The following is a 19099-nucleotide window of genomic DNA, read 5'->3' on the forward strand; positions in this document are numbered from 1 at the left end:
TGAGGCATCCGGAGGAGCGGGTGAGGCGTTCGAGGCGTTCGGTGGAGTCACCGAGAGGGAGAGAACAAGAGTGAACACCTGGTCCGGCACCTGGGTCGCCGAGCGGCTCGGCGTCGAGCTGGCCGGCGACGAACGGCTGCGCGGGATGCTGGGGCTGGCGCTGCGGCGCAACCCCAAGCGGGCCCACCTGCTCGTGTCGAACGTCCTCGGCAAGCACGTGCCCCAGGCGCCCTCCGTGGTGTACGGGCACGGCGTCGAGCTCGGCCGCCGCGTCCGGGAGCTGCTGGGCGACGCGGCGGCCGCCCGCGCCGTCGTGCTCGGGTACGCCGAGACCGCCACCGGTCTCGGCCACTCCGTCGCCGACGGCCTGGGCGCCGCGCCCTATCTGCACTCCACGCGCCGGCCGGTCGCCGGCGTCGCCACCGCCGGCGGCTTCGAGGAGTCCCACTCGCACGCCACCTCCCACCTGCTGCTGCCGGAGGACCCGTCCCTGCTCGCCGGGGACGGGCCGCTGGTGCTGGTCGACGACGAGTTCTCCACGGGGAACACGGTGCTGAACACCGTGCGCGATCTTCACGCGCGGTACCCGCGGGAGCGGTACGTCGTCGTCGCCCTGGTCGACATGCGGTCGGCGGCCGACGCCGGGCGGCTCGAGGGGTTCGCCCGGGAGATCGGGGCCCGGATCGACCTGGTGACGGCCGCGTCGGGCACGGTGCGGCTGCCTGACGGCGTCCTGGAGAAGGGGCAGGCGCTGGTGGCGGAACATGAGTCGGCCAAGGCGCAGCCGGGGCCGGGCGCGCGGTTCCCCGCGCCCCTTGAGGGCGCCTCGGGTACCGCGCCCTCAAGGGCACGGGGAACCGCGCGACAAGCCCCCACCGACCCGCAGCCGCCGTCGAACCGCATCACCCGGGTGGACCTGCGCTGGCCCGGCGGCCTCCCCGACGGCGGCCGCCACGGCTTCACACCGACCCACCGCACCCGGCTGGAAGCCGTCCTCCCCGCCATGGCGGCCCGAATAGCCACCGCCCTCCCCGACAACGCACACCGCGTCCTGATCCTCGGCTTCGAGGAACTGATGTACGCCCCCCTGCGCCTCGCGACGGAGCTGGAGCGCACCACCTCCGCCGACGTGCGCTACAGCACCACCACCCGCTCACCCGTCCTCGCGGTCGACGACCCCGGCTACGCCATCCGCACCCGCCTCGTCTTCCCCGCCCACGACGACCCCGCCGACGGCCCCGGCGAGCGCTACGCCTACAACGTCGCCGGCGCCGGCTTCGACGCCGTGGTCGCCGTCGTCGACTCCGTCGCCGACACCCCCGCGCTGCACGCCCCCGACGGCCTGCTCGCCCGGCTCGCCGAACACACCCCGCACGTCCTCCTGGCCGTCGTACCGTCGTACGTGCCGGCCGTACCCGCCGGCGCCGCCCAGGACGCCCCCGAAAGGCCCGCCACCATGCTGCCCGAGCCCCTCCGCGGCCCCGCCTTCTCCTCGTACGCGCCCGAGGAGGTCGGCTGGCTGCTCCAGGACCTCTCGGACGTGACGCTGGAGGCGCCGACCGAGGAGCGCGAGGAGGCCATCCAGAGCGGCGGCGCCCACTACGCCGAGTCGCTGCCCGTGGAGTACCAGCCCAGCGAGCAGTACCAGCAGCTCTTCCACAACGCCCTGGACGCCTCGTCCGCCCGCCTGGCGCACGCCGTCGGCGTGGTCACCGAGACCGTCCTCGCCGAGCGGTCGCCCCGCCCGGTTCTGGTGTCGCTGGCCCGCGCCGGCACCCCGGTCGGCATCCTGATGCGCCGCTGGGCCCAGCACCGCCACGGCCTCGACCTGCCGCACTACGCCGTCTCCATCGTCCGCGGCCGCGGCATCGACGCCAACGCCCTGCGCCGGCTGGCCGCCCACCACGACCCGCGCGACGTGGTGTTCGTCGACGGCTGGACCGGCAAGGGCGCCATCACCCGCGAACTCGCCCAGGCCGTCGAGAAGTTCGAGAAGACCTACGGCGTCTCCGGCTTCGACCCGGAGATCGCCGTCCTCGCCGACCCCGGCTCCTGCGTCCGCACCTACGGCACCCGCGAGGACTACCTGATCCCCTCCGCCTGCCTCAACTCCACGGTCTCCGGCCTGATCTCACGCACCGTCCTCCGCGCCGACCTGGTCGGCCCCGACGACTACCACGGCGCGAAGTACTACCGCGAACTCGCCGACGCCGACCTGTCCGTGGCCTTCCTGGACGCCGTCTCCGCCCGCTTCGAGGAGGTCACCGAGGCCGCCTGCGCCGAGGCCAAGGAGCTCCTCGCCGCCGACCGCACGCCCACCTGGGAGGGCTGGGCCGCCGTGGAACGCATCAGCGAGGAGTACGGCATCCACGACGTGAACCTCGTCAAGCCCGGCGTCGGCGAGACCACCCGCGTGCTGCTGCGCCGCGTGCCCTGGAAGGTGCTCGCCCGCGCCGGGGCCGGAAGCGACCTCGACCACGTCCGGCTCCTCGCCGAGCAGCGGGGCGTCCCCGTGGAGGAGGTCGCCGACCTGCCCTACACCTGCGTCGGCCTGATCCACCCCCGCTACACCCGGGGCGCCACCGGAGCCGACGGCACGGCGGTGACCCGCTGATGCCCGTCATCGTCGCCAGCGACCTCGACCGCACCCTCATCTACTCGGCCGCCGCGCTCGCCCTGACCATGCCCGACGCGCGGGCGCCCAGGCTGCTGTGCGTGGAGGTCCACGAGAGCCGACCCCTGTCCTACCTGACGGAGAACGCGGCCCAGCTCCTCACCGAGCTGGGCGACGAGGCTCTCTTCGTGCCCACCACCACCCGCACCCGCAAGCAGTACCAGCGCATCAACCTCCCCGGTCCTCCTCCCACCTACGCGATCTGCGCCAACGGCGGCCATCTCCTCGTCGACGGCGTCTCCGACCGGGACTGGCACGCGCAGGTCCAGGCCCGTCTTGCCGACGAGTGCGCCCCTCTGGCCGAGATCCAGGACCACCTGCTGCGCACCGCCGACCCCGTGTGGGTCCGCAAGCACCGCACCGCCGAGGACCTCTTCGCGTACCTCGTCGTGGAGCGCGAACTGCTGCGCGAGGAGTGGGTGAAGGAACTCGGGGAGTGGGCGGAGAACCGCGGCTGGACGGTGTCCCTCCAGGGACGCAAGATCTACGCCGTCCCCAAGCCGCTCACCAAGAGCGCGGCCATGCGGGAGGTCGCCCGGCGCTCCGGCGCCGACCTGACCCTCGCCGCCGGCGACTCCCTCCTCGACGCGGACCTGCTCCTCGCCGCAGACCTCGGCTGGCGCCCCGGCCACGGCGAACTCGCCGAGGACGCCTGGACGGCCCCCGGGGTGCGGACCCTGCCCGAACGGGGCGTCCTGGCGGGCGAACGCATCCTCCGCGAGTTCCTCCGCACCGTCCGCTCCCGCTGACCGCCGATCCGCTGAGGCCGGTCCCCGCAGGGGACCGGCGGCGGGATCAGTCGCGGCGGCGCAGGCCCATGGTCTCGGTGGCCGAGTACCGAGCCGGGCCGGCCTGCCCGGCCGGGGCGCCGGTCGTCCCGGTCTCACCGGCACCGGCACGGGCGTAGGCCTCGGCACGGGCGTCCGACTCCGCGTCACGCGAGCCGCTGTCCGCCGACCCCCTTCCGGCCCGACGGCTCCCACCGCCCGACCGGAACAGGCGTATGACGACGAAGGCCAGGAGAGCCAGGGCGGCCGCCGCCAGCACCACCTTCGAGTAGGCCGACACGATGGACGTCACCTGCGTCCAGTTGTCCCCGAGCGCGTAGCCGGCGAGCACGAACGCCGTGTTCCATATCGCGCTGCCCAGCGTGGTCAGCCCCAGGAACTGCGGCAGCGGCATCCGCTCCACCCCGGCCGGTACGGACACGAAGCTGCGGAACAGCGGAATCATCCGGCCGAAGAACACCGCCTTCGTCCCGTGCCGCAAAAACCACGCCTCCGTCTTCTCCACGTCCGCCACCTTCACCAGCGGCAGGCGTCCCGCCAGGGCCAGCGTCCGCTCCCGGCCCAGCAGCGCCCCCACCCCGTACAGGGCGAGCGCGCCGATCACCGAGCCGGCGGTGGTCCACAGCAGCACGGCGATCAGACCCATCCGCCCGTTGCTCGCGGCGAAGCCCGCCAGCGGCAGGATCACCTCGCTCGGTATGGGCGGAAAGAGGTTCTCCAGCGCGATGGCGACACCGGCCCCGGGCGCGCCGAGGCCGTCCATGAGGTCGTTGACCCACTGGGGTCCGGCGTCCGCACCCGACGCCGCCGTGATCGTCTGCGCTGCGATGGCTGTCATGTCGTCCACGCTAGGAAATGGGAGCTGAAGGGCCGCTGAGGAAAGCCGCGTGATCGGTGCGGTTGTCCGCGGGAGCCGTTGTGTCTCTCCGCAGGGGGAATCGCGGTTTTCCGCAGGGTGTGCCCCCGACCGGCCCGGCTGGTCTCGCGATCATGCGAGTCATGGCGCGGCGTGTGGTGCGGTGCGCGGTCGGTCTCATCCGGGGGGCCGCCGCGGCCGTCGTCGAGCTGGCCGGGACGGTCCTGGCCGGCCTGCTGCCCCTGCTCGTCGTGGCCTGGCCCCGCCCCCGCAGGGCCGTGCTCCGCCCGGTCCTCGCGTGCGCGCGGAAGATGGCGAGCCGCATGGCGCAGGGGCACACCCACGCGGCCGTCCCTCCGCCGGCTGCGCCTCTCGCAGAGCGCGGTGGAGAAACACACCGACGCGATCTTCGACAAGCTCGAGCCGGCGGGCGGAGGGGAGGGCTACTCGGGCAGGGTGCCGGCGGTGCTCCGCTACCTCGGCGGCTGACCCGCCGGGCCGGGCGGCGCGGGGTCAGCCGCAGCAGCCCCCGCCGCAGCAACCGCCGCCTCCGCCGCCGCCCGCGCGGGGCGCCGGGGCAGCCGCGGAGGCGGTGCCGCCGACCGCGACCGTGGAGAGGAGCTTGACCGTGTCGTCGTGACCCGCCGGGCAGGCCGCGGGGGCGGAGGACTCCGCCATCGGACGGCTCAGTTCGAACGTGTCGCCGCAGGTGCGGCAGCGGTATTCGTAGCGAGGCATGGGCACAGGTTAACCGGACCGGCGGGAGGGGGCGGGTCAGTTGGCGCCGGCGCCGCGCTCCTCGCGGATCTGGGCGACCACGCGGCTCACGGTGTCCCGGACCGCCTCGGTCTCGGTGAGGAAGTGCCAGTAGTCGGGGTGGCGGCCCTCCAGTCCGGCGATCGCGCGTTCCAGCCGGGCCACGGCGTCGTCGAGGGGGCGGGCGTGGCGCGGGTCGGGGGTGTTGCGGCCGGCCATGGCGAGCCGCTGGGCGTCCCGGATGGCGAACCGGGTGCGTTCGATCTCCTGCTCGGGGTCCTTCTGCACGGCGTTCAGCCGGCGCAGCCGGTCGCCGGCGGCGGAGACGGCCTCGTCGGTGGTGTTCAGCAGGGCCCGCGCGGTGGAGAGCAGGGCGGTGGCGTCGGCCCAGCGCTGGTCGTCGCGGGCCGCCCGGGCCTCGGCGAGGCGGTCCTCCGCCTGCCGGACGTTGCGCTCGGCCAGCTCGGGCACGCCCTGGAGGTCCTGCCAGCAGGCGACGGTGAAGCGCCGGCGCAGTTCGCTCAGGATGGGTTCGACCTGCCCGGAGCGGGTGGTGAGGGCCTGGGCGCGGGTGCGCAGGGAGACCAGCCGGTGGTCGATCTCGGCGGCCCGTTCCGGCAGCCGCTCGGCCTCCACGCGGATCGCCTCGGCCTCGCGGGTGACGCGGGAGGCCCGGTCCAGCGTGGCGGGCACGCCGTGCTGTCCGGCGCCCTGGTTGAGCTTGGTCAGCTCGGGGGAGAGGGCGGCCAGCCGGGCGGCGAGGTCGTCGGCCTTCAGCCCGGAACCGCGGGCGGAGTCGAGGGCCTCGGAAGCGGCGAGCAGCGCCTGCCGGGCGCGTTCGACGGCGGGCGCGAGCCGGGCCAGCTGGGTCTCGGCCTTGCCGAGCAGCGGGCCGAGGCCGTCGGCGAACCGGTCCAGGTCCTGTTTGACCCGGCCCAGTTCGTCCTTGGCGGCGGTCAGGTCGGCGCGGGCCCGGGAGGCCGTCGAGGCGTCCAGGTCGTCACGGTCGAGATCGTGGGCGTCGACGGCGCTGATGTAGCGGTGGCTGGCCTCGTCGATGCGCCGGCCCAGCTCCGCGAAGTCCTCCACGGCGCGGCGGGCCGCGGGGGAGTCGTCGACTGCGGTGATCGTCTCGATGGAGATCCGCAGGTCACGCTGGGCGGTGTCGAGTTCGTAGAAGGCGGCGGCCGCGGCGTCCTTGGCGGCCTGCGCCTCGGCCCGCTGGTTCTCGGCACGCCCGCCGAACCACCGGCGGGTGCCGCCCCCGGCGAACGCGGCGGGCAGCACCAGCGCCGCGACCAGCGGCAGGGCAGCCAGGGCGAGCGCGTCACGCAGGGGTCCGGAAGCACGGCGGGCGCGGCGGCCCGCCGGTGCGGGGAACAGGGTGCGGCGCAGGCGAGGCACGCGCGGCTCCGACGGCGAGTACGGCTGTGCTGGTGTCGCCGTCACATCCCTCTCCCGTACTGTCGTTCGCCCTGCCCGTTGTCATTCTCCCACCGGTACAGGACGAACACACGGGCCCGTCAGTTCGCCGTGCGGACGGTGAGTTTGCCGTCGCCGGTGCGGGCGGTCACCACATGGGAGCTGGAGTCGTCGCGCGGGACGGTCACGTCCTCGGCGCCGTCGCCCGTCGAGGTGTCCACCTTGTAGGCGCCGCGGGGCAGGTCGATGGTCGTCGAACCGTCGCCGCTGCGGGACTCCACCCGGTCCGGCACGGCGGTGAGGACGAGGTGCACGGAGCCGTCGCCGCTGTGGGCGCGCACGGTGCGGGAGGACACCTCGGCGCGCACCGATCCGTCGCCGCTGCGCAGTTCCAGCGGGCCGCTGGTGTCGGTGACACGGACCGAACCGTCCTTGGTGCGGACGGTCAGCGCGTCGCGGAAGCCCTCGGCCCGGACGCTGCCGTCGTCGTTCTCGACGGTGACGGCGACGCCGCGCGGCACCACGACGCGGTGCTTGGTGGAGCAGTCGGCGACGACGCCCGAGCAGTGTTCGCGCAGCACCAGCCGGTCGCCGTCCATGGACCAGGTGACCTTCGGGTCCGAGCCGATGGCGACGCTGCCCCGGAACCAGCGGGTGACCGCGATCGCGCCCTCCGGCTGTTCGTCCGAGGCGACGATCTCCAGGGCGGAGTCGTCGGAGTCGATCGTCAGGCTCGCGCCGGGCAGGTCGAAGGCGCGGCGCTCGGGCTCGTCGTCGTCCGCCGCCGACGCCCCGCACGCGCTCAACGCCCCGCCGAGCACCACGGCGGCCGCAGCGGTCGCGAGGGTGCGCGTCCGCAGGCGACGGGAGGTACGGGCGGGTGAGGTGGTGCGGGCGGTGGCGGTCATGACGGGCTCCCCCTGGGCGTACGGCTGACGGGTGGGACGGCCGCGCGGTGCGGCGGCGTCGGACGTCTTCGACCGTACGGAGACGGGGGCCTGAAGAGGATCCGGCCGACCGGCGGATCCGGGGTGGGGATATCCCCCGTGCCGGGGCGTACGGGGTTTGCGGGACCGTGACCCCGGCCATGTAGTCTGTCCACTCGACCCGGGCGTGAGCACGGGTCACGGGTGCGTAGCTCAGGGGTAGAGCGCCTGCCTTACAAGCAGGATGTCGGCGGTTCGAAACCGTCCGCGCCCACACACGACAGGGCCCCCGGAGCATGCTCCGGGGGCCCTGTGCCGTCGGGGGGTGTGCTGCTACGGCGACGCCTCCTCGTCCGTGGTCTCGTGGGCGTGCTTCAGCGCGGAGCGCGCGTGCACGCGGTCGGAGCCGGTGAGTTCGGACCAGTAGCGGTGGGTGCTGACGAACACGGCGAGCTCGTGCTCGCGGCGCCGGAGCTTCTCGACCTCGGCCTGCTCGTCCTCGCTCCAGCCGGGCGAGGCGGGGCGCTCGACCTTGCGCCAGCCGTTGTCGTCGCTGAACCCGTCGAGGGGTTCGACCGACCAGGGGAGCCGCTTCAGCAGGGCCGACAGCTCGGCCCGGACCTGATGCAGTTCCTCCTGACCGGCAAGGAGGTCACTCGGAAAGTCATAGGTCGCAGCCACGGCCCAATGATACGCCTGTTCGAATTTGGGTGGCGAGGTGTTCCGGGGTCTCCGGGGCGGTATTCACTCCTTCGTGGCCCCGGGTGGCGGGAGGCGCGAGACTGGGGTCATGTGCCGGAGTATCAAGACCCTGCGTCCGCCCGCGCTCCCCGAGGAGGCCACGGAGGAGGACATCCGGGCCGCCGCCCTGCAGTACGTACGGAAGGTGTCCGGCTTCCGGGCGCCGGCCGCCCACAACCGCGAGGTGTTCGACCACGCGGTCGACGCGATCGCCGCGGCCACGGCGGAGCTGCTGGAAAACCTGGAGGTCCGAGGCGCCCCGGCGCGCCAACCGGCCGGCTGACCGACGCCCTCGGCTGCGGGACGGTTCCCGCCGGCCCGTCCGTGCTCTGCCCGCCGGCCCTCACCGCCTCCGGGCCGTCGGCCCTCGGCCCCCCGGCCCCCCGGCCCCCCCGGCCCCCCCGGCCCCCCGGCCCGCCGGGTCGACGGGCCGAGCGGCGCGCCCGCCTGCCGAGCCGCCCCCGCTGGGGCACCGAGCGGGTGACGCGGGCTGCCGGCTCTGGGTCGCAAGCTGGACTAGTCCCACGCGGCGCAAGCTGAACGACGCCCCCCGGGGCACAAGCTGAGAGACGCCCTCCGGTCGCAAGCTGAACCACGCCCCTCGCGGCGCAAGCCGAGCCCTCCGGCCGCCGAAAGACACCCTCGGCCGCCGAGCGGCCGGGACCGGGTCCGCCCCGGAGGGCGTGGGCTACCGTGCCTCCGAAGGCTGCGGCTTCCGCATCAGATACCCCGCCCCCGCTCCCGCCGCGAACAGCGCGATCACCGAGACCGCCGCCGCCAGCCATGTCGCGCCGAGCCACTGGCCGCCGAAGTAGCCGAGGGCGACGCTGTACCCGGCCCAGGTGAGGCCGGCGAGGGCCGACCAGGGGAGGAAGTCGCGGGCGCGGTGGCGGGCGGCGCCCGCGCCGAGGGAGACCACCGAGCGGCCGGCCGGTGCGAACCGGGCGAGGACGACGAGGCCGCCGCCGCCCCGGGCCAGCGCCGCGCCGAGACGTTCCTGCGCGCTCCGCAGCCGGCGGGAGCGGGCGAGGGCCCGGTCCAGACGGGCGCCGCCGCGCCAGGCGAGGCGATAGGCGACCAGGTCGCCGAGGACGGAGGCGGTCGCGGCGCAGAGCGTCAGCACCAGGATGTCGGGCACGTAGGCGGCGGTGCTCGCGGCGGCCGCGGTGGCCGCGGTGATCACCAGCACCCCGCTGGGCAGCACCGGGAGGAACACGTCGAGCAGGACCGACAGGGCCACCACCGCGTAGATCCACGGGCTGCCGACCAGCGACCCGACACTGTCCACTCGCACTCCCCGTACGCCCCCGTGGGCCCGTGCTGCCGCGCTGTCGCGGTGGAGGCGGCAGAAGTGGCAGGAGAGGCCTATGACAGCCATAGAGCGTACGCCCGGTAAGTGACAGAAGGGTCACGGGGGGTTCATGTGCCTCCGAACGCGAAGGCGCCCCCCGCGGGTATGCGGGGGGCGCCGTGTGCGACTCGGTGCCGTCGGGGAGGCGGGTGCCGTGGGGAGGCGTCGGCGGTCGTGCGGGTGCGTGCGGTGAAGCGGTAGGACGGTCAGGCGGTGACGGGCGTGCGCTCCGCGTGCCGTCCGTCCCGCGCGGAGGCGCGACGGGCGAGCAGGCGGTCCAGCCCGAAGGCCCCGGAGCCGGTGAAGATCAGCAGGAACATGGCCCAGCAGTACATGGCCGCGCTCTCGCCGTGGTTCTCGATGGGCCACAGGGCCTCGGGCTGGTGCACCTTGAAGTACGCGTACGCCATCGCGCCGGACGATATGAACGCGGCAGCCCGGGTGCCGAGCCCGAGCAGGACGAGCGTGCCGCCGACGAGCTCGATGACCGCGGCGTACCAGCCCGGCCAGGCGCCGGTCTCGACGGTGGAGCCGTTGCCGTCCGTGCCGCCGAACAGGCCGAGCAGGGACACGGCGCCGTGACAGGCGAAGAGCAGGCCGACGACCATGCGGAACAGGCCCAGCGCATAGGGCTGGGCGCTGGTGAGGCGTCCGTTCATGGGGGGTGTCTCCTTCGGTCGGGCCGGCCCCCGGATGAGGCCGGTCCAGGGGGGGGCGGAACCGAGTCGGAGACCCACGTTAGGTGTGCCTAAATCTTGCTTGCAAGTTCAACATTTGGCCACGGCTCGGGTCCCTTTTGACCTCCTCCCGCGTGCCTCCGAGGGCTCGCGCCGCACGTCACCGCGCACCCCGGAGCACCCCCTTGATCACCCGGATGACCGGAACCACCCCCCGCCGCACAGCGGGCTCACAGGCACCCGGGGGCCTAAGCGGCTCAGCGGCTCAACTGCCGCTCCATCACCCGCCGCAGCCGCACGCCGCCCCGCTCCTCCTGCGCGTGCTCCAGCCGCAGCACCGCCGAACGCCCGCGCGTGGCCAGCGTCATGAGCTGGTTGCCGAACCACGGCCCGCCCGTCCTGCGCCAGCCGACCGGCGGCTGCCCGAGACCGCCATGCCGTCGGAACACCCGGCCAAGGGACCGCGCGGCCGCGCTCCAGCCGAACCGGAAGCCCACCCGCATCGAGGCCGGGATGGAGTTGTGCACCGGGGAGCAGGTCAACTGCACCACCCGCGCATCGGGTTGCGCCCGCCCGGGCCAGCTCGGCTCGGCGACATAGGCGTGATGGACGTCCCCGGACAGCACACACACCGTGGCGGGCGCGTCCGGGCCGCTGCCCACGTCGGCGAGCAGCTCCGCCAGCTCGGCGAACGAGTCCGGGAACGCCGACCAGTGCTCCAGGTCCGCCGCGCGCCGCAGCTTCTCCCCGAGCCGCGCCCAGCGCGGCCCCTTGTCGCCCCGGCACAGCACGGAGTCCCACTCCTCGACGTCGTGCACGAGATGGGGGAGCAGCCAGGGCAGGGAGGTGCCGACGAGCAGATGGTCGTAGGAGCCGCGGTCGTCGGAGACCTGGGCGCGCAGCCAGTCGGCCTCGTCCCGGTCGAGCATCGAGCGCCGCCCCTCCTCCAGCACCCGGGCCGCGCGGCTGTCCACCATGACCAGCCGGACCCGGCCGAAGTCACGGCGGTAGCTCCAGCGCACGGCGGTCGCGTCGGCCTCCGCCCGGGTGGCGAAGTCCCGCAGCGCGCCGGTGCCGTCGGGGGTCTCCCGTACGGCGGCGTAGAGGGGGTCGGTCTCGACGTCGGAGGGGGAGAGGTTGCCCAGGTGCTGGTACACCCAGTACGACATCAGCCCGCTGAGCACCCGCTCGTGCCACCAGGACGTGGCGCGCATGTCCTCGACCCAGCAGGCGGAGGTGTTCCAGTCGTCGATGACGTCGTGGTCGTCGAAGATCATGCAGGTGGGGACGGTGGAGAGCAGCCAGCGCACCTGCGGGTCGAGCCAGGACTCGTAATAGAGGTGGGTGTACTCCTCGTAGTCCGTCACCTGGCTGCCCGGCGGCTCGCTCAGGTCGCGGCGTGCGGCCAGCCACTCCTTCGTGGCGTCGGAGGTCTCGTCGGCGTACACCTGGTCGCCGAGGAGCAGCAGCACGTCGGGGCGTTCGCCCTCGGGGTCGGCGGCGATGCGCTTGGCGAGGGCGTCCAGGGCGTCGGGACCCACCGGGTCGGGCTCGCCGGTGGGCGGGGAGGCCCAGCGGCAGGAGCCGAAGGAGATGCGTGCCCGGTCGTCGCCGGCCGGGGTGCGGATCACCGACGGCGGGAACGACGGGAACGGCTCCCGGGCGAGCGGCCACACGCGATCGCCGTCCACGTGGACCTCGTACGGGGTGGACGTGCCCGGGGTGAGGCCGGTGACCCGGACCAGGGCGTAGTGGTGTCCGCACACCTGGAAGGTGCCGGAGGTCCCTCCGGCGCCGTCCGGGCAGCGCACCTCCACGGTGCCCGGGCCGTCCGTCTCCGCCCAGACGGTCGCGGACGACCCGTCGACGTACCTCAGCAGCGGTCCGAGCCGCAGTCCGGCCATGGTGACCCCTTCCTCCGTCGCCCCGTACGGTACGCAGCGACGGAGGCCGCCGGGGAGATCGGCGCACCCGGCGGTCGGGACCGTGCCGCGTCAGCAGTTGTTGAGGTACCCCTGCAGCGCGGACTTCTCGGCCGAGTCGACCGCCAGGTTGTAGTAGTACTTCACCTGGACCCACGCGCGGACGTAGGTGCAGCGGTAGGCCGTGCGGGACGGCATCCAGGTGGCGGGGTCCTGGTCGCCCTTGGACTGGTTGACGTTGTCGGTGACGGCGAGGAGCTGCGGCCGGGTCAGGTCGTTGGCGAAGGCCTGCCGCTGGGCGGTGGTCCAGGAGCTCGCGCCGGAGTCCCAGGCCTCGGCGAGCGGCACCATGTGGTCGATGTCCACGTCGGAGGCGGCGGACCAGGTGGCGCCGTCGTACGGGGAGTACCAGCTGCCGCTGGTGGCGGCGCAGGCGGAGTCGGTGACGACGTTGGTGCCGTCGCGCTTGAGGATCGTCTCGCGGGTGTTGCAGCTGCCGCTGATGGTGATCCAGTGGGGGAACAGGTCGCGGTCGTAGCCGGTCCGGCTCTCGGTGCGCACGGGGAGGGTGGCGAGGTAGCTGCGGGCTGTGGCGGCGCTCACGGGGGTGGGGAGGGCGGCTGAGGCGGCCGGGGCGTTGAAGAGACCGGCGGAGGCTATGAGTCCGGTGAGCGCCGCGGCTATGCTGAGCCGTCGACGCGCGTAGAACTTCGACATGCGAACTCCCTTGTGGGGTGCGGGCGTTGGCGTGCGTGCAGGGGAATGCTCGCGGCGCCGTGTTGCCGGGAGGCGAGGGTCCGGTAAGAAGTTAATGACGCGCTCATGACACGTCTATGGTTCAGGTGTGAAGTTTCCGCGTACGGCGGTGCGGGCGGTCCGGTCCGGCGGCCGTTTCCGGGGTCCGGCGGTACCTCCCGTACGATGGACGGCGCAGAAGGGGAGTAGCCCTGTGCCGGACCGTCGACATACTGCTCAGCCCGCCTGAGCCGGCGCCCGGAGGCAGACCCGTCACGGGTCCTGCCGGCGAGACCTTCGGCAAGCAGTGCACGCCCGCGCCGTACGGTGCGGGCGCCGAGTGTGCTGCCGTGCCGAGGTGTCTTGCGCGCAAGCCCATCACTCTCGGCGGGGCGGCCCCGACCGATTGAGGAACCGTTGATCAGCCTGACCGTGACGGCCGTCGTCTTCGGCGTCGTCTTCCTGGCCGAACTGCCCGACAAGACCGCGCTCGCCGGTCTCGTCCTCGGCACCCGCTACCGCGCCTCGTACGTCTTCGCCGGCGTCGCCGCCGCCTTCGCGGTGCACGTCGCGCTGGCCGTGGCGGCGGGCAGTGTGCTGACCCTGCTGCCGCAGCAGCTCGTCCACGCGCTCACGGGCGTGCTCTTCCTCGCGGGCGCGGCGATGCTGCTGCTCAAGAAGGACGAGGACGAGGAGGAGATCCGCAAGCCCGAGGACCAGTCCTTCTGGAAGGTCGCGGGGGCCGGGTTCATGCTCATCCTGGTCGCCGAGTTCGGCGACCTGACGCAGATCATGACGGCCAACCTCGCCGCCCGCTACGACGACCCGCTCTCCGTGGGCCTGGGCGCCGTGCTGGCGCTGTGGGCGGTGGCCGGTCTCGGCATCGTCGGCGGCAAGGCGCTGATGAAGCGGGTGCCGCTGAAGCTGATCACGCGGATCGCCGCGCTGCTCATGCTGGGCCTGGGCGTGTGGAGCCTGTGGGAGGCGGTCGCCGGGTGACGCGCGCCGGTCCCGCTGGTGAACACCCCGTGGAGGCGGTGGCGGGAAACCGGGTTCGTTTTGTACCGTGGTTGAACAAAGTGGCTCCCGCCCGTTTCCCCTGACCGGCGGGCGGGGCCGCTCTGTCCCGCCCGGGAACCGCCTCCACGGTCCCGTACCCCCGCCTTGGAGCAGCCGATGACGGCCACCACCACCGCCGTACTCCCCGCCCGCGCCCTCCTGCTCGACATGGACGGCACCCTCGTCAACTCCGACGCCTCCGTCGAGCGCATCTGGCGCCGCTGGGCCGAACGCCACGGGCTGGACGGCGACGAGGTCATGAAGGTGGTGCACGGCAGGCAGGGCTACGCCTCCATGGCCCTGCTGCTGCCGGACCGGCCCATGGAGCAGAACTACGCCGAGAACGCCCGGCTGCTCGCGGAGGAGACCGCCGACACCGAGGGCGTCGTCGCGATACCGGGCGCCCGTGAGTTCCTCGCCTCCCTCGACGGGCTGCCGCACGCGCTCGTCACCTCGGCGGACGTCGCCCTGTCCACGGCCCGGATGGCCGCCGCCGGGCTCGAACAGCCCGCGGTGCGGATCACGGCGGAGTCGGTCGGCGCGAGCAAGCCCGACCCGGAGGGCTTCCTGAAGGGCGCGGCGGAACTGGGCGTCGACCCGGCCGACTGCGTCGTCTTCGAGGACTCCGGCGCGGGGATCACCGCGGGGCGCGCCGCCGGGATGCGGGTGGTCGGCATCGGCCCGCGCGCGGGCTTCCACCAGCCGGACGTCGTCGTCCGCGACCTCACCCAGGTACGGGTGGAGCGGACGGCGGAGGGGACGATCCTGCTGCATGTCTCCGCCTGACGGCGGTTTGGGCGCCCGAGACCGTCAAGGCGGCGCCCGGGCCCGTCAAGGCGGCGCCCGAGCCCGTCAAGGCGGTGCCCTGGCCCGTCAGGGTGTTCGGGGCCGGCGGATCAAGCCGGTTCAAGCCGGAGCGGAGCGTCGAGGGCCCGCCGCCGGTGGGGGTGCTCCCGCGTCGGTCCAGGCGGGGAGGGGCGTGCCGGACCCCGGGTCTTCGGCTTGATCCGCGGGACAGGCCCTGGCAAGCGGCTTCGGGCGCCCTGGCCGCCCGTCAGGGCGTCCGGGTCTCCGACTCCAGGCGGGCGCGGGTCTGCGGGCCGTAGACGCCCAGTTCCTCGTTGATGCCCCGCTGCCACTGGTAGTGGCGCACGGCTTCCTCCACCCGGCGGCTGTACCGGCCGTCCGCGTCGCCCTGGTACAGCCACACCTGGCGCAGCCGCTGCTGGAGTTCGACGACCTCCGGTCCCCGGTCGCCGCGCCGCAGCACGGGCGCGGTGTCGACCGGTTCCTCCGGCTCCGGGGCCACGGCGGGCGCGGACGACGCCGCGCCGGGCGACGGGGTCGCCGAGGGCTCGGCGCTCGCGGTCGCGGACGCGCTCGGTGCGGAGGCCGACGCCGAGGGCGAGGCCGACCCGGACGCGCTCGCGGACGGAGACTCCGACGCGGACGCGCTGGGGGAGGCGGACGGGGCCTCGGAGGACAGCTCCGCCGCGGGCTCCTCCGACGACGCGTCCGGCACGCTCGCCCTGACGTCGTCCGGCGCGGCGGTGTCCCGCGACGGCGTCTCGTACGAGAACAGCCCACTCGCCCAGCCGGCCGCGCCCAGTACGGCCACGACGGCGCCGGACGCGGCGATGAGGGCTCCGCGCCGGCGGCGGGAGCCGCGGCTGTGGGGTGCGGTGGCCTCGGGGCGCGGGGCCGGCGCCCCTGCGGACACCGCGCTGAGGGGGCGCGTGGCGTCGTCGAAGAGACCGAGATCGTCGACATTCGGCTGCGCGGTGCCGGGGGCGAGGGGGGTGGGGAGGACGGACGTGCGGTCGTCGTCGGACGCGGTTCCGCCGGGAGCCGCGCCGTCGGGGCGGACGGCGCGCAGGGCCATGGTGGCGTCGGGCGCGGCGGCTCCGGCCTCGGCCTGCGGCCGGGCGGTGGGGGGCGCGTCGGCGCTGGTGGCAGCTTCCGCCGAGCCGCCGGCGTCCGCCGGGGCCTGCTGTCCGCCGTGCGCGGAGGCGCGGTTTCCGGTGCCGTCAGGGTTGCCGGTGTGCGTGGCCTGCGCGTGGGCTGCCGCTCCGGTGCCTGCGGCACCTGCGACCGCCGCCGAGGCTTGCTGTCCGCCGGGTGAGGAGGCGCGGTTCCCGGTGCCGTCAGGGTTGCCGGTGTGCGTGGCCTGCGCGTGGGCTGCCGCTCCGGTGCCTGCGGCTGCCGCCGAGTCGCGTGCCGCCCTACCCTGCGTCGCGGCGTCCGGGCCGAGCGCCTTCAAGGTCATCGTGGCGTCGGGCGACCCCGGCCGCTCGCTCCCGGCCCGAGCCGCCGTCGTTCGCTGATCCTCGTGCGCGGGGGTCCCTGCGCGGGCCGCCGGGCCTTGCGCCGACGGCGTCCCGTTGGCGGGGGTCGCGCCGGAGGGGGTGGGGCCGTCGTGTGCGGAGGGGCTCGCGGCTTCGGGGTGCGGCCCAGGGGTCGCGGCCGCGTCTGCCGGCGCACCGCCGTGCGCCGTCGCCCGAGGCGTCCCGGGCGTCGCGGGCGGCCACTCGTGGGCCGCCGGGCCTCCCGCAGGGCGCGTCCCGTGCGCGGGGGTCGCGCCGGAGGGGGTGGGGCCGTCGTGTGCGGAGGGGCTCGCGGCTTCGGGGTGCGGCCCAGGGGTCGCGGCCGCGTCCGTCGGCGCACCGCCGTGCGCCGTCGCCCGAGGCGTCCCCGACGGTGAGGGCGTCCCCTTCGTTGCCTCCGGCAACCCGTCCGGGCTAGTGCCGTTCAGGTCGACGTACGGCCGTATCCGCAGGGGATCGAAGTCCTCCGCGGCCGCCGCCTCCGCCGTGCGGGTGTCGCGGAGGGCGTCGGCGGCGCGGCGGGTGCAGGCGCACGTCGGTGTGTGGTCGGCGTGCCTGGGCGCACCGCATTCCGGGCACGGGTGCCCGTTCGGCTGGTCCACGTGTCGTCCCTCCCCTCGCGAACTCCAGAGATTATGCAGATCTTCTTCACACTCCGGTCCGCGCGCCCCCGGAATGCAGAGTTCCGCCCGGACTCGACAGGCCATAACGGGACACACCGATCACGATGGGGGGGATACGAGAACCTCTGGAGGTCCGCATGGCCGGGGACGCGCACCGTTCGGCGCCGGAAACGGGACGTACGCGGCCCGCGCCCCCGGACGCTACGGCGGCCGCCGGCGGGCAGGGCGCGGACCAGGTGTCGGGCGGCGTGTGGCTGTCGATCGGCGCGCTGCTGCTCGGCCTGCTGCTGGCCGCCCTCGACCAGACCATCGTCTCCACCGCCCTGCCGACCATCGTCAGCGAACTGGGCGGCCTGGAGCACCTGTCCTGGGTGGTCACCGCGTATCTGCTGGCGTCCACGGCCGCGACCCCGCTGTGGGGCAAGCTCGGCGACCAGTACGGCCGTAAACGCCTCTTCCAGACCGCCATCGTCATCTTCCTCGTCGGCTCCGCCCTGTGCGGGGCCGCTCAGGACATGCCCCAGCTGATCGGCTTCCGTGCCCTTCAGGGACTCGGCGGCGGCGGGCTGATCGTGCTGTCGATGGCGATCGTCGGCGACCTGGTGCCGCCCCGCGAACGCGGCCGCTACCAGGGGCTGTTCGGGGCGGTGTTCGGCGCGACGAGCGTGCTCGGGCCGCTGCTCGGCGGCCTCTTCACCCAACACCTCAGCTGGCGCTGGGTGTTCTACGTCAACCTGCCCGTCGGGATCGTCGCCCTCCTCGTCATCGCCGCCGTGCTGCACATCCCCCGCCGGTCGACCAAGCACGTCATCGACTACCTGGGCACCCTGCTCATCGCCTCCGTCGCCACCTGCCTGGTGCTGGTCGCCTCCCTCGGCGGCAACACCTGGCCCTGGGCCTCGTGGCAGATCATCGGCCTCGCGGTGCTGGGCGCCGTGCTGATCGTCGCGTTCGTCGCGGTGGAGCGCCGGGCCGCTGAACCGGTGCTGCCGCTGAAGCTGTTCCGCGTGCGGACCTTCACCCTGTCCGCCGTGATCAGCTTCATCGTCGGCTTCGCGATGTTCGGCGCGCTGACCTATCTGCCGACCTTCCTGCAGGTGGTGCACGGGATCAGCCCGACCCTGTCCGGTGTGCACATGCTGCCGATGGTGGCCGGCATGCTGCTGGCGTCCACCGGCTCCGGGCAGATCGTCAGCCGCACCGGCCGCTGGAAGGTGTTCCCGATCGCGGGCACCGCCGTCACCGCCGTCGGACTGCTGCTGCTGCACCAGCTCGACAGGCAGAGCTCCGACGCGGTGATGAGCGCCTTCTTCTTCGTCTTCGGGCTCGGGCTCGGCCTGGTCATGCAGGTCCTGGTGCTGATCGTGCAGAACGCCGTCCCCTACGAGGACCTCGGCGTCGCCACCTCCGGGGCGACCTTCTTCCGCTCCATCGGCGCCTCGTTCGGCGTCGCCGTGTTCGGCGCGATCTTCGCCGGCCGGCTCGGCGACCAGCTCAGCGCCGCCTTCCGCGGCGTGGACCTGCCGCCCGGTGTCTCGCCCGGGACGCTGGAGGCCGACCCGCGCGGCATCGGCGTCCTGCCGCCACCCCTGCGCCCCGCCGCGCTCGACGCCTACTCGACCGCCATCACCGACGTCTTCCTGTACGCCGTGCCGGTGGCGCTGCTGGGCTTCGTGCTGGCCTGGTTCCTCAAGGAGGAACCGCTGCGCGCCTCCGTCACCGCGCCCGACGCCTCCGAGACGCTCGCCCCCAACCCGGTGGAGCGCTCCTCGCACGACGAGGTGTGCCGCGCCCTGTCGGTGCTCGGCACCCGCGAGGGGCGCCGGGAGATCTACCGGAAGATCACCGACCGCGCGGGCTACGACCTGCTGCCCGCGTCCAGCTGGCTGCTGCTGCGGATCCGCCGCCACGGCTCGGTGGAACCCGCCCGGCTCGCCGAGCGCAACCCCGTCCCGCTGGACGTCGTCCTGGAGGCCACCCGGCAGGTCGAGAGCCGGCACCTCGCCGTGCGCCGGGGCGTCGACATGGTGCTCACCGACGAGGGCCGCGAGGTCGCCGAACGGCTGGCACGCGCGCGTGAGGAATCCCTGGCCGAGCTGCTGGGCGACTGGTGGGGGCCGGACCGCCCGACCGACCTGGTGCAGCTCGTGCACGAACTCAACGACGAGCTGTGCGGCTCCCGCGACGAACGCCCCCAGGGCGCCCACGCGGCCGCCCCGGCGCGCTGAGACGCGGGGGCCCGCCT

The 19099-nt window shown here is 74.2% G+C and carries 16 protein-coding genes and 1 tRNA gene; 7 read left to right on the forward strand and 10 right to left on the reverse strand.

Annotated features, from left to right (window positions below):
* Positions 1-70: 70 nt before the first annotated feature.
* A complete protein-coding gene (locus ACQY0Z_RS13555; RefSeq protein WP_254587685.1) occupies positions 71-2614 on the forward strand; it encodes a phosphoribosyltransferase in 2544 nt (847 codons plus the stop codon).
* Positions 2614-3423, forward strand: a complete 810-nt coding sequence (locus tag ACQY0Z_RS13560; RefSeq protein ID WP_439812319.1) for an HAD family hydrolase — start codon at positions 2614-2616, stop codon at positions 3421-3423. The genes ACQY0Z_RS13555 and ACQY0Z_RS13560 overlap by 1 nt, the downstream gene beginning before the upstream one ends.
* A 46-nt stretch (positions 3424-3469) precedes the next feature.
* On the opposite strand, the gene ACQY0Z_RS13565 is transcribed toward ACQY0Z_RS13560, so the two are convergent.
* The 4 genes from ACQY0Z_RS13565 to ACQY0Z_RS13580 all read right to left on the reverse strand — a co-directional run bounded on the left by ACQY0Z_RS13565 (position 3470) and on the right by ACQY0Z_RS13580 (position 7404).
* Positions 3470-4300 carry a DedA family protein gene (locus tag ACQY0Z_RS13565; protein ID WP_439812320.1) on the reverse strand — a complete coding sequence of 277 codons (831 nt, stop codon included), beginning with the start codon at positions 4298-4300 and terminating at the stop codon, positions 3470-3472.
* 531 nt (positions 4301-4831) lie between these two features.
* Entirely contained in the window at positions 4832-5056 is a 225-nt protein-coding gene (locus ACQY0Z_RS13570) for an FmdB family zinc ribbon protein (protein WP_254587682.1), read from the reverse strand.
* A 36-nt stretch (positions 5057-5092) separates the two neighbouring features.
* Positions 5093-6523 (reverse strand): hypothetical protein, encoded by a 1431-nt coding sequence (locus tag ACQY0Z_RS13575; RefSeq protein ID WP_439812321.1) that lies wholly within the window; start codon positions 6521-6523, stop codon positions 5093-5095.
* A gap of 74 nt (positions 6524-6597) precedes the next feature.
* Entirely contained in the window at positions 6598-7404 is an 807-nt protein-coding gene (locus ACQY0Z_RS13580; RefSeq protein WP_254587680.1) for a DUF4097 family beta strand repeat-containing protein, read from the reverse strand.
* 220 nt (positions 7405-7624) lie between these two features.
* Here ACQY0Z_RS13580 and ACQY0Z_RS13585 point away from each other — a divergent pair.
* Positions 7625-7696 (forward strand) — tRNA-Val (locus tag ACQY0Z_RS13585).
* Positions 7697-7755: 59 nt separating this feature from the next.
* On the opposite strand, the gene ACQY0Z_RS13590 is transcribed toward ACQY0Z_RS13585, so the two are convergent.
* Positions 7756-8103, reverse strand: a complete 348-nt coding sequence (locus ACQY0Z_RS13590) for a hypothetical protein (protein ID WP_189901551.1) — start codon at positions 8101-8103, stop codon at positions 7756-7758.
* Positions 8104-8212: 109 nt separating this feature from the next.
* On the opposite strand from ACQY0Z_RS13590, the gene ACQY0Z_RS13595 reads away from it, so the two are divergent.
* Positions 8213-8446 (forward strand): DUF2277 family protein, encoded by a 234-nt coding sequence (locus tag ACQY0Z_RS13595; protein WP_189901549.1) that lies wholly within the window; start codon positions 8213-8215, stop codon positions 8444-8446.
* Positions 8447-8851: 405 nt separating this feature from the next.
* On the opposite strand, the gene ACQY0Z_RS13600 is transcribed toward ACQY0Z_RS13595, so the two are convergent.
* The 4 genes from ACQY0Z_RS13600 to ACQY0Z_RS13615 form a co-directional block, all read right to left on the reverse strand.
* The gene (locus tag ACQY0Z_RS13600) at positions 8852-9451 is read right to left on the reverse strand and encodes a DedA family protein (protein WP_189904383.1); all 600 of its coding nucleotides are present in this window, start codon (positions 9449-9451) and stop codon (positions 8852-8854) included.
* 269 nt (positions 9452-9720) lie between these two features.
* Entirely contained in the window at positions 9721-10173 is a 453-nt protein-coding gene (locus ACQY0Z_RS13605) for a DoxX family protein (RefSeq protein WP_381725325.1), read from the reverse strand.
* A 275-nt stretch (positions 10174-10448) separates the two neighbouring features.
* Positions 10449-12095 carry an alkaline phosphatase D family protein gene (locus ACQY0Z_RS13610; protein ID WP_439812322.1) on the reverse strand — a complete coding sequence of 549 codons (1647 nt, stop codon included), beginning with the start codon at positions 12093-12095 and terminating at the stop codon, positions 10449-10451.
* A gap of 90 nt (positions 12096-12185) precedes the next feature.
* On the reverse strand, positions 12186-12830 hold the full coding sequence (locus tag ACQY0Z_RS13615) for an HNH endonuclease family protein (protein ID WP_439812323.1): 645 nt from the start codon (positions 12828-12830) through the stop codon (positions 12186-12188).
* Between the two features lie 435 nt (positions 12831-13265).
* On the opposite strand from ACQY0Z_RS13615, the gene ACQY0Z_RS13620 reads away from it, so the two are divergent.
* Complete coding sequence (locus ACQY0Z_RS13620; protein WP_019522494.1) at positions 13266-13847, forward strand: TMEM165/GDT1 family protein; 582 nt, start codon at positions 13266-13268, stop codon at positions 13845-13847.
* Positions 13848-14024: 177 nt separating this feature from the next.
* Positions 14025-14693, forward strand: coding sequence for an HAD family hydrolase (locus tag ACQY0Z_RS13625; RefSeq protein WP_189904376.1), 669 nt, complete (start codon positions 14025-14027; stop codon positions 14691-14693).
* A 268-nt stretch (positions 14694-14961) separates the two neighbouring features.
* Here ACQY0Z_RS13625 and ACQY0Z_RS13630 read toward each other — a convergent pair whose 3' ends face one another.
* On the reverse strand, positions 14962-16173 hold the full coding sequence (locus ACQY0Z_RS13630) for a peptidoglycan-binding protein (protein ID WP_439812324.1): 1212 nt from the start codon (positions 16171-16173) through the stop codon (positions 14962-14964).
* Between the two features lie 818 nt (positions 16174-16991).
* Here ACQY0Z_RS13630 and ACQY0Z_RS13635 point away from each other — a divergent pair.
* Positions 16992-19082, forward strand: coding sequence for a DHA2 family efflux MFS transporter permease subunit (locus ACQY0Z_RS13635; RefSeq protein ID WP_439812325.1), 2091 nt, complete (start codon positions 16992-16994; stop codon positions 19080-19082).
* The last annotated feature ends 17 nt before the right edge of the window (positions 19083-19099 follow it).

Source organism: Streptomyces sp. P9-2, from assembly GCF_051903975.1.
Lineage (GTDB): Bacteria > Actinomycetota > Actinomycetes > Streptomycetales > Streptomycetaceae > Streptomyces > Streptomyces cellulosae.

Coding starts and splice junctions, on each gene's coding strand:
- ACQY0Z_RS13560 (WP_439812319.1), top strand. CDS start 2,614: ATGCCCGTCATCGTCGCCAGCGACCTCGACCGCACCCTCATCTACTCG.
- ACQY0Z_RS13565 (WP_439812320.1), bottom strand. CDS start 4,300: ATGACAGCCATCGCAGCGCAGACGATCACGGCGGCGTCGGGTGCGGAC.
- ACQY0Z_RS13570 (WP_254587682.1), bottom strand. CDS start 5,056: ATGCCTCGCTACGAATACCGCTGCCGCACCTGCGGCGACACGTTCGAA.
- ACQY0Z_RS13580 (WP_254587680.1), bottom strand. CDS start 7,404: ATGACCGCCACCGCCCGCACCACCTCACCCGCCCGTACCTCCCGTCGC.
- ACQY0Z_RS13595 (WP_189901549.1), top strand. CDS start 8,213: ATGTGCCGGAGTATCAAGACCCTGCGTCCGCCCGCGCTCCCCGAGGAG.
- ACQY0Z_RS13605 (WP_381725325.1), bottom strand. CDS start 10,173: ATGAACGGACGCCTCACCAGCGCCCAGCCCTATGCGCTGGGCCTGTTC.
- ACQY0Z_RS13610 (WP_439812322.1), bottom strand. CDS start 12,095: ATGGCCGGACTGCGGCTCGGACCGCTGCTGAGGTACGTCGACGGGTCG.
- ACQY0Z_RS13615 (WP_439812323.1), bottom strand. CDS start 12,830: ATGTCGAAGTTCTACGCGCGTCGACGGCTCAGCATAGCCGCGGCGCTC.
- ACQY0Z_RS13625 (WP_189904376.1), top strand. CDS start 14,025: ATGACGGCCACCACCACCGCCGTACTCCCCGCCCGCGCCCTCCTGCTC.
- ACQY0Z_RS13630 (WP_439812324.1), bottom strand. CDS start 16,173: ATGACCTTGAAGGCGCTCGGCCCGGACGCCGCGACGCAGGGTAGGGCG.
- ACQY0Z_RS13635 (WP_439812325.1), top strand. CDS start 16,992: ATGGCCGGGGACGCGCACCGTTCGGCGCCGGAAACGGGACGTACGCGG.